The sequence below is a fragment of the Lacipirellula limnantheis genome, from assembly GCF_007746075.1.
GTDB classification, from domain to species: Bacteria; Planctomycetota; Planctomycetia; order Pirellulales; family Lacipirellulaceae; genus Lacipirellula; species Lacipirellula limnantheis.
In genome coordinates this window covers 6,771,014-6,777,282 of the sequence record NZ_CP036339.1, presented here as the reverse complement: position 1 = coordinate 6,777,282, position 6,269 = coordinate 6,771,014, and the positions used below count along the sequence as shown (strand labels likewise).

At 63.6% G+C, this 6,269-nt stretch carries 6 protein-coding genes; 3 read left to right on the top strand and 3 right to left on the bottom strand.

Annotated features, from left to right (window positions below):
- Positions 1-243: 243 nt before the first annotated feature.
- The gene (locus I41_RS26665; protein WP_145436189.1) at positions 244-1,518 is read right to left on the bottom strand and encodes a cysteine desulfurase family protein; all 1,275 of its coding nucleotides are present in this window, start codon (positions 1,516-1,518) and stop codon (positions 244-246) included.
- Positions 1,519-1,740: 222 nt separating this feature from the next.
- Here I41_RS26665 and I41_RS26660 point away from each other — a divergent pair, with 222 nt between their 5' ends.
- The 3 genes from I41_RS26660 to I41_RS27610 all read left to right on the top strand — a co-directional run bounded on the left by I41_RS26660 (position 1,741) and on the right by I41_RS27610 (position 3,616).
- Positions 1,741-2,316, top strand: a complete 576-nt coding sequence (locus I41_RS26660; protein WP_145436187.1) for a hypothetical protein — start codon at positions 1,741-1,743, stop codon at positions 2,314-2,316.
- 139 nt (positions 2,317-2,455) lie between these two features.
- Complete coding sequence (gene scpB / locus I41_RS26655; protein ID WP_246133762.1) at positions 2,456-3,178, top strand: SMC-Scp complex subunit ScpB; 723 nt, start codon at positions 2,456-2,458, stop codon at positions 3,176-3,178.
- Between the two features lie 33 nt (positions 3,179-3,211).
- Positions 3,212-3,616, top strand: a complete 405-nt coding sequence (locus I41_RS27610) for a hypothetical protein (RefSeq protein ID WP_168207176.1) — start codon at positions 3,212-3,214, stop codon at positions 3,614-3,616.
- Between the two features lie 313 nt (positions 3,617-3,929).
- Here the strand turns inward: I41_RS27610 and hemA are convergent, their stop codons facing one another.
- Positions 3,930-5,207, bottom strand: coding sequence for a glutamyl-tRNA reductase (gene hemA / locus I41_RS26645; RefSeq protein WP_145436186.1), 1,278 nt, complete (start codon positions 5,205-5,207; stop codon positions 3,930-3,932).
- Positions 5,204-6,094 carry a cytochrome c biogenesis protein CcsA gene (gene ccsA / locus I41_RS26640; RefSeq protein ID WP_145436184.1) on the bottom strand — a complete coding sequence of 297 codons (891 nt, stop codon included), beginning with the start codon at positions 6,092-6,094 and terminating at the stop codon, positions 5,204-5,206. The genes hemA and ccsA overlap by 4 nt, the downstream gene beginning before the upstream one ends.
- Positions 6,095-6,269 lie beyond the last annotated feature (175 nt).

The window sequence follows — 6,269 nt, the reverse complement described above, 5'->3', positions numbered from 1 at the left end:
GAGGATCCGTCCGTCGAAAACGAGGCAACCGCGATGGAGAAAACCTTGAGCGCGTCCCTGAACCTAAGTCACCTCGAGGTACTCCGAGAGGTCCGGCTAGATTCCTCGGGGCGCCACGGAGCGACAGTAGCGAGACATCGGAATAACGCGCAATTTCCAGGCCCGAACGCGGCAAGAAATCCAAGCCCGTAATTTACCCGATTTACCTCGACTACGGGAGCGGCCCAGGGCAATAAAAGAGCGTTATCCGACGCGTCGCAAATTGTTACAGACGTTGAGGATACGGCGAACGGCTTCGTCGATTTCGGCGAGGGTCGTCGTCGCTCCCAAACTGAGCCTCACCGACGAGGAAATTTGCTCCTCCGGGAGGCCCATCGCGAGAAGCGTCGGCGACGGTTCGCTGGAGCCGCTGGCACAGGCCGAGCCGCTGGAGCAGGCGACCCCGGCGAGGTCGAGCGCCATCACGAGCGCCTGCCGATTGAGGCCGACAAGCGCGATGTTCGAAGTGTGAGGCAACCGTGGCGACTGGCCGCCGATGACGACCGCGTCGCGCCAACCGGCGAGGATCGTTTGCTCCAAGCGTTCCCGGAGCATGGTCATTCGCTCGCGACGCGCGTCGGCTTCCCGCTGCCAGAGTTCCAGGGCGGTCTGCATGCCGACGGCGAGCGCGACCGATTCGGTCCCTGGTCGCAACGCCGCCTGCTGAAACCCGCCATGGAGGGCAGGGGCAAGTTGCACGCCATGGCGAATCAGCAGGATGCCGATGCCCAGCGGGCCGTGGAACTTGTGGGCGGTGGCGGTGAGGGCGTCGACGCCGAGGGCGGTGAAGTCGACCGGCGCCTTGCCGACGGCTTGGGTGGCGTCGGTGTGGAGGAGCACGCCGTGACGACGACAGATCGCCGCGGCCTCAGCCACCGGCTGCAGGACGCCCGTTTCGTTGCTGGCGAGCATGATGCTAGCGAGTGGCGTCGTCGGGGTGATGAGCGATTCGAGTTGGTCGAGACGGATGACGCCGGCGGCATCGACGCCCAGGGTTTGCAGGACCGGCGGGATGAACCCCCCGGCTCGCGCTGGGATGGGAAGGGCCAGCGATTCGGCCGCGCGGGAAATGCTGGGATGCTCGATGGCGGAGATAATCACCCGTGCAGCGGCGCCTATGGCAGTCCCTGGCTCCGCCAGGGGGTCGGCGTGCATCAGGGACGACGTCGCGTGGGTTGGTGCGCGACCCCCCGGCGGAACCGGGGGCTGACCAAGTCCGCGGAGCGCCAGATTGTTCGATTCCGTGCCGCCGCTGGTAAAAATTAGCTGGTCGGCGTCCATCCCGGTGGTACGGGCGCCGAGGATCTCGCCGATGCGGATTCGCGCTTGTTCCAGCGCCCGACGGGCCTGCCGGCCGGCGTCGTGCTGGCTGGCCGGATTGCCGGGGTAGCGAAGGGCCGCTGCGCGCACGGCGTCGGCGACCTCGGGCAGGATCGGGGCGGTCGCGTTGTGATCGAGGTAAATCGCAGCGGGGGGCATGGGGGTGATTATAGGCGGAGCGGGAGGGCGTCGGGTTCCATTTGCCACCGGTAACTTTCCAATGCGAAGCGGCTCCCCAGTGGCAAAAAGAACCCGACACCGTTGGCTGCCATTCCGATCTTGCTGCTAGCAATTGGTCGGCGATATGATCCGCCGCCCAGCAGAGGGGCGATAGCAGTTCGTGATCGCCCTCTTCGTCTTGCGAAAACGGGTTCTCGATCTATGGCGACGCTGTTTCGCGTAGCGGTGATGTTGACGGTGCTCGTCGGCCTACCGGGGGCGTGGATCTATTATGGTCCGCTGCCAACCGGGGCTCAGCGGGTGGTCGATCGGTTCGTGACGATTGCGAAAGATGCGACTGGTTGGAAAGATGCCGAACCAAAACCGCGGCCGACTTGGGATTTCACCACGTCGGCGCCGCTTGCTGGAGATGGCGAGAGGTCCGACTTGGGGAGTAGGGGCGGAGACGCGCCGGCTCGTTATGCGGAACCGCCGTCGTTGCAAATCGGCGGGGCGCTGCCATTGCCAGAGCCGCCTCCCGTGAAGGCGCCCTCGACGCTGGCCGAACGGGTTGAGCCCTTGCTCACCCAGTTGCGACAGTTTGGCGTTGCCGAGTACGCGCTGGAACGCTGGGGGGGCGACGGGAAACTCTACCGGTTTCACTGCGAAATGCCGATTGCCGGCGGTGCGCTGACGCAGCAGTTCGAGGCGGTGGCGTCCAATCCCGAAGCGAGCGTGGAGCAGGTCGTGGCCGAGGTCTCGAAGTGGCGCCTTGGAAGACAAGCGGGCGGCATGTAAGGGTGGAACCTTCAACGCCACGCGACGTTTAACGGTCCCCGGCATCGCCGCTGGACGCGTCTCGCAGCGCGATGCTCTATGCAATTCGTCCGCCGGCAAAGCCGGGGGCTTTGATGCTCCGCTGGAGAGTGACGTTCACATGCGCAAACATTCTCCGTCGCTGGCCGCCCGCTTGCGTAGCCCGTCCCTTGCCGCGCGGCAGCCTTGGGCGGCTTTCGCAACCGCAAAGAGAGTGACGTCGCCGATTCGCGTAGCATTTTCTGGGCCGATCGAGCTGGTGCGCATCAGCACGGAGCGGATGGCCGACAAGCTTGCCCGCCTGGAAGCCATTTTGTTGTTGGCGCGCGAGCCTCTTCCCTCAAGAAAGTTGGCGGCGCTCGCCGATTTGGCCGATGGAACGGAGGCCCGTTCGCTGGTGCGGGAGTTGTCGCGACGGCTGCGGCGGCGGGGGAGCGCCTTTCAGCCCGTCGAGGTGGCGCACGGAATTCAGTTATTAACCCGCCCTCAATTGGCCGATTGGCTGGGGAAAGTCCACGCCCCGCCGAGCGAGATGCGGTTGTCGGCGCCGGCTTTGGAAACGCTCGCGGTGGCGGCGTATCGACAGCCGGTGACGCGGGCGGAGATCGAATCAATCCGCGGGGTGCAATGCGGTGAAATTCTGCGCGTGTTGATGGAACGCGACTTTTTGCGTATCGTCGGACGGAGCGAGGAGTTAGGACGCCCCTTCTTCTACGGAACAACGCGAAAGTTTTTGCAAGTTTTTGGCCTCCGCCGCTTGGAACAACTGCCGCCAGTCGATCAAATTTGTAACGCTGCATCACGCGCGGTCGAATCGCTTGAGCTAAGGGGCGCGAGCGACTGACGTGCGGTTGAAGTTGGTTTAGGAGTATCTATCGTGCGGTCCCAGTTTTCGATTGCTGACAGTTCCGTCGCCTTGGCGGCGCATGACGACGAGTTCGCGCCGGCGGCGCCATGGTCGATTTTGGTCATGGCTCGCGACGACGACGATGACGACGAGTACGAGTACGAAGACGAAGATGAAGACGACGACGAGGATGACGAAGACGAGGACGACGACGAATACGAATACGAAGATGAAGACGAGGACGAAGAGGATGAAGAAGAGGACGACGCCGAGGAAGAAGAGCTAGAAGAAGACGAGTGGGAAGAAGTCGACGACGAAGACGACGAAGAAGAGGATGACGTCGACGACGAGGATGAAGACGACGAGTATGAGTACGAAGACGACGAAGACGAAGATGAACTGGCGTACGAGCAAGAGGACGAAGACCTAGACTAGGTCGACGCCTTTCGAATAGAACAAAGCGAGCCGCGGGGTTTATCCCCGCGGCTTTTTTTGTTGCGCATGTTTTCGAGGGATTCCAAATGCGGCGACGATTAACCACGAAACACACGAAAACGACGAAAGCGGATAAATCCAGGAACGCTAATGCTCACTAATAAGATTCAGAAAAATGGATTAGCGAAGATCAGTGCAAACTAGCATTCCTCTTCGAGTCGCCAAATCAGAGTTACATCCTCGGCCTTCCTTTTCGTACTTTTCGTGTGTTTCGTGGTTACATCTCCCCGGAACCCAAAACGTGCAACTCCGATCATTCCTCCAAGCGAAACAACCGCCGCAGCGCATCGAGCAGACCGTGCGGCGGGCCCTCTTGCGACGCGTCGCGCAACGACTCCAACGGCGGGTGGAGGAGCTTGTTCACCAAGCGATCGGCGAACTGCACAATCTCGGCGCGGGATCGCTCGTCGAGATCGGGAAGCTTCTTGAAGAGCCGTTCGAGTTCCGCCACCTTTGGCTCCTCGAGATTTCGGCGCAGTCCGCTGATCACGGGGCCAGTGATGCGGCGGTGGGCCGCCGCCATGAAGGCGTCGGTCTCGGCGACGATGATCTGCTCCGCCGCCGGCAGTTCGGCTGCCCGCGCATCACGATTCCGCTCGCAGGCGAGGGCAAGGTCGTCGAGCGAGTAGAGATAGACGCCGAGCTGTTCGCCGACTTCGGGTTCGAAGTTCCGCGGCACGGCCAGATCGAGAATGAACAGCGGTCGCTGTTGCCTCAGCGGAGCGACGACGCGTTCGAAGCGCTGTGCCTTGACGATGGGCTCGGCCGCCCCGGTGGCGCCGATCACCAGATCGGCGGCGGCGAGTTCGTCCCACAAGCGTTCCCAGGGAACCGCGACGCCTTTCCACGCGGCTGCCAGTTCGAGGGCCCGCTCGGGGCTGCGGTTGACGACGTGGATCCGCGTGGCGCCCGCGTCTTGCAGGTAGCGGATCGTCTCCTCGGCCATCTCGCCGGCGCCGATCACCAGCACATGCTTGTCGTCGAATCGCTCGAACACGCGACTGGCGAAGTCGGCGATCGCGACGCTGGGAATGCTCACCCGATGTTTGTGGAGGCCCGTTTCGTTGTAGACGCGGCGGGCGGCGCGCAGGGCCGACTGGAAGAGGTCGTGCAACGCGGGCCCCGCGGCGCCGCTGTCGACCGAGCGCTGGTAGGCTTGCTTCACTTGGGCAAGAATTTGAGGTTCGCCGACGACCATGCTGTCGAGGCTCGCCGCGACGCGGTAGAGATGGGCGACGGCTTCGCGCTGGTGGAGCGAGAGGAGTTGGCCCTCGACCCGCTTTGTCGGGACGCCGTGATAGCTGAGGAGGGCGTCGACCAACTCGTCGGTTTCGGGCGCCTCGACGGGACCGGCGCCCGCGGCGTAGAGCTCAACGCGGTTGCAGGTGGAGAGGAGGGCAAACTCGGCCGTGGGGAAGCGTTCGCGCCAGCGGGCCAGCGCGTCGCTCGTTTGCTCGCTGCCGAAGGCGAGCTGTTGGCGGAGATCGACGCCGGAAGCGCGGTGGGTGCAGCCGACCATGCGGAGGTTCATGGCGAATCCTCCGGGGGGGCCGCGGGGACAATCGCTGCGGCTCGCGGTGGGCTAGCCGCCTCCCCGCCGCGGCCGTGCATCGATTTGCTGCTCATGAACGTGCCGAGCGTGATCACCAGAAATACGAAGCCGGCGAGCGTGAGATAGGCCACCTTGCGGCCGCGGCGGGCGGCGGGGTAGGCGAGGCGAAACGCCTCGGCTGCCACGAGCCACGAGAACATGCCGCTGAGGCTGATCACCACCGGATCGGACCACTGCAGCCCGCTGCCGTCGCGCATGGCGAGGCGCATCAACACGCCGGTGACAAAGCCAAGTCCCACGAGGATCGTGGCGGCGATGAGCGATCGGGCGTTCACGCGTTCGAGCCATTCGAGGCTCGGCAGCCGAAAGCGTTCGCTGAGCGGGGCCTTGTTCTTGAGCCGCGCGCTTTGGACGAGATACATCAGCCCGGCGACGAATCCCAGCAGCACGGCGATCGTGCCGAGCATCAGGAAGACGCCATGCAGAATGCCCCAGATGCGGGGCATTTCGGCGCCGGCCATGGGCTCGGTGCTGGCAAAGCGGGCGGCGCCGATGAGGGCGAGCACCACCGGCAGCAGGAACAGTCCGATCGAGGCCTTCGGCTGATACAGCACCAGCGCGAGGTAGACGATGGCCAGTCCCCACGCGGCGGCCAGATACCAATCGTGTTGGCTGGAAAGCGGAGCCCAGGGAGACGAGCTGGCACGATTGGCGAGATACCAGGTTTGCGCGACAAGGCCGGCGAGGGCGGCCGTCACGACCGCGAGCCGTCGCCAGCGAGGGCGGGCCCACAGGCCCATGAATTCCAGCGCGAGCGCCACCCCAAAGCTGGCGGTGAAGCAGAGCATGTTGACGCCGGAGGACATGTAGATTCAATCAATCGATCGCGCGTGGTGGAACTCATTGACCTGGGGAGGAACCCGGAAGATTAATCACCAAGGCACGAAGATCACCAAGAATCACGAAGGAATGCAAGGAAAGGAAAAAAGCGGAAAGCCAATCGACCAGGCCTGTCCCCGATCATTTCCTTTCTTCTTCCTT

What these genes read in the sequence shown, in the direction of transcription:
- I41_RS26660 (WP_145436187.1), top strand. Translation starts at nt 1,741, where the DNA reads ATGGCGACGCTGTTTCGCGTAGCGGTGATGTTGACGGTGCTCGTCGGC.
- scpB (WP_246133762.1), top strand. Translation starts at nt 2,456, where the DNA reads ATGCGCAAACATTCTCCGTCGCTGGCCGCCCGCTTGCGTAGCCCGTCC.
- I41_RS26665 (WP_145436189.1), bottom strand. Translation starts at nt 1,518, where the DNA reads ATGCCCCCCGCTGCGATTTACCTCGATCACAACGCGACCGCCCCGATC.
- hemA (WP_145436186.1), bottom strand. Translation starts at nt 5,207, where the DNA reads ATGAACCTCCGCATGGTCGGCTGCACCCACCGCGCTTCCGGCGTCGAT.
- ccsA (WP_145436184.1), bottom strand. Translation starts at nt 6,094, where the DNA reads ATGTCCTCCGGCGTCAACATGCTCTGCTTCACCGCCAGCTTTGGGGTG.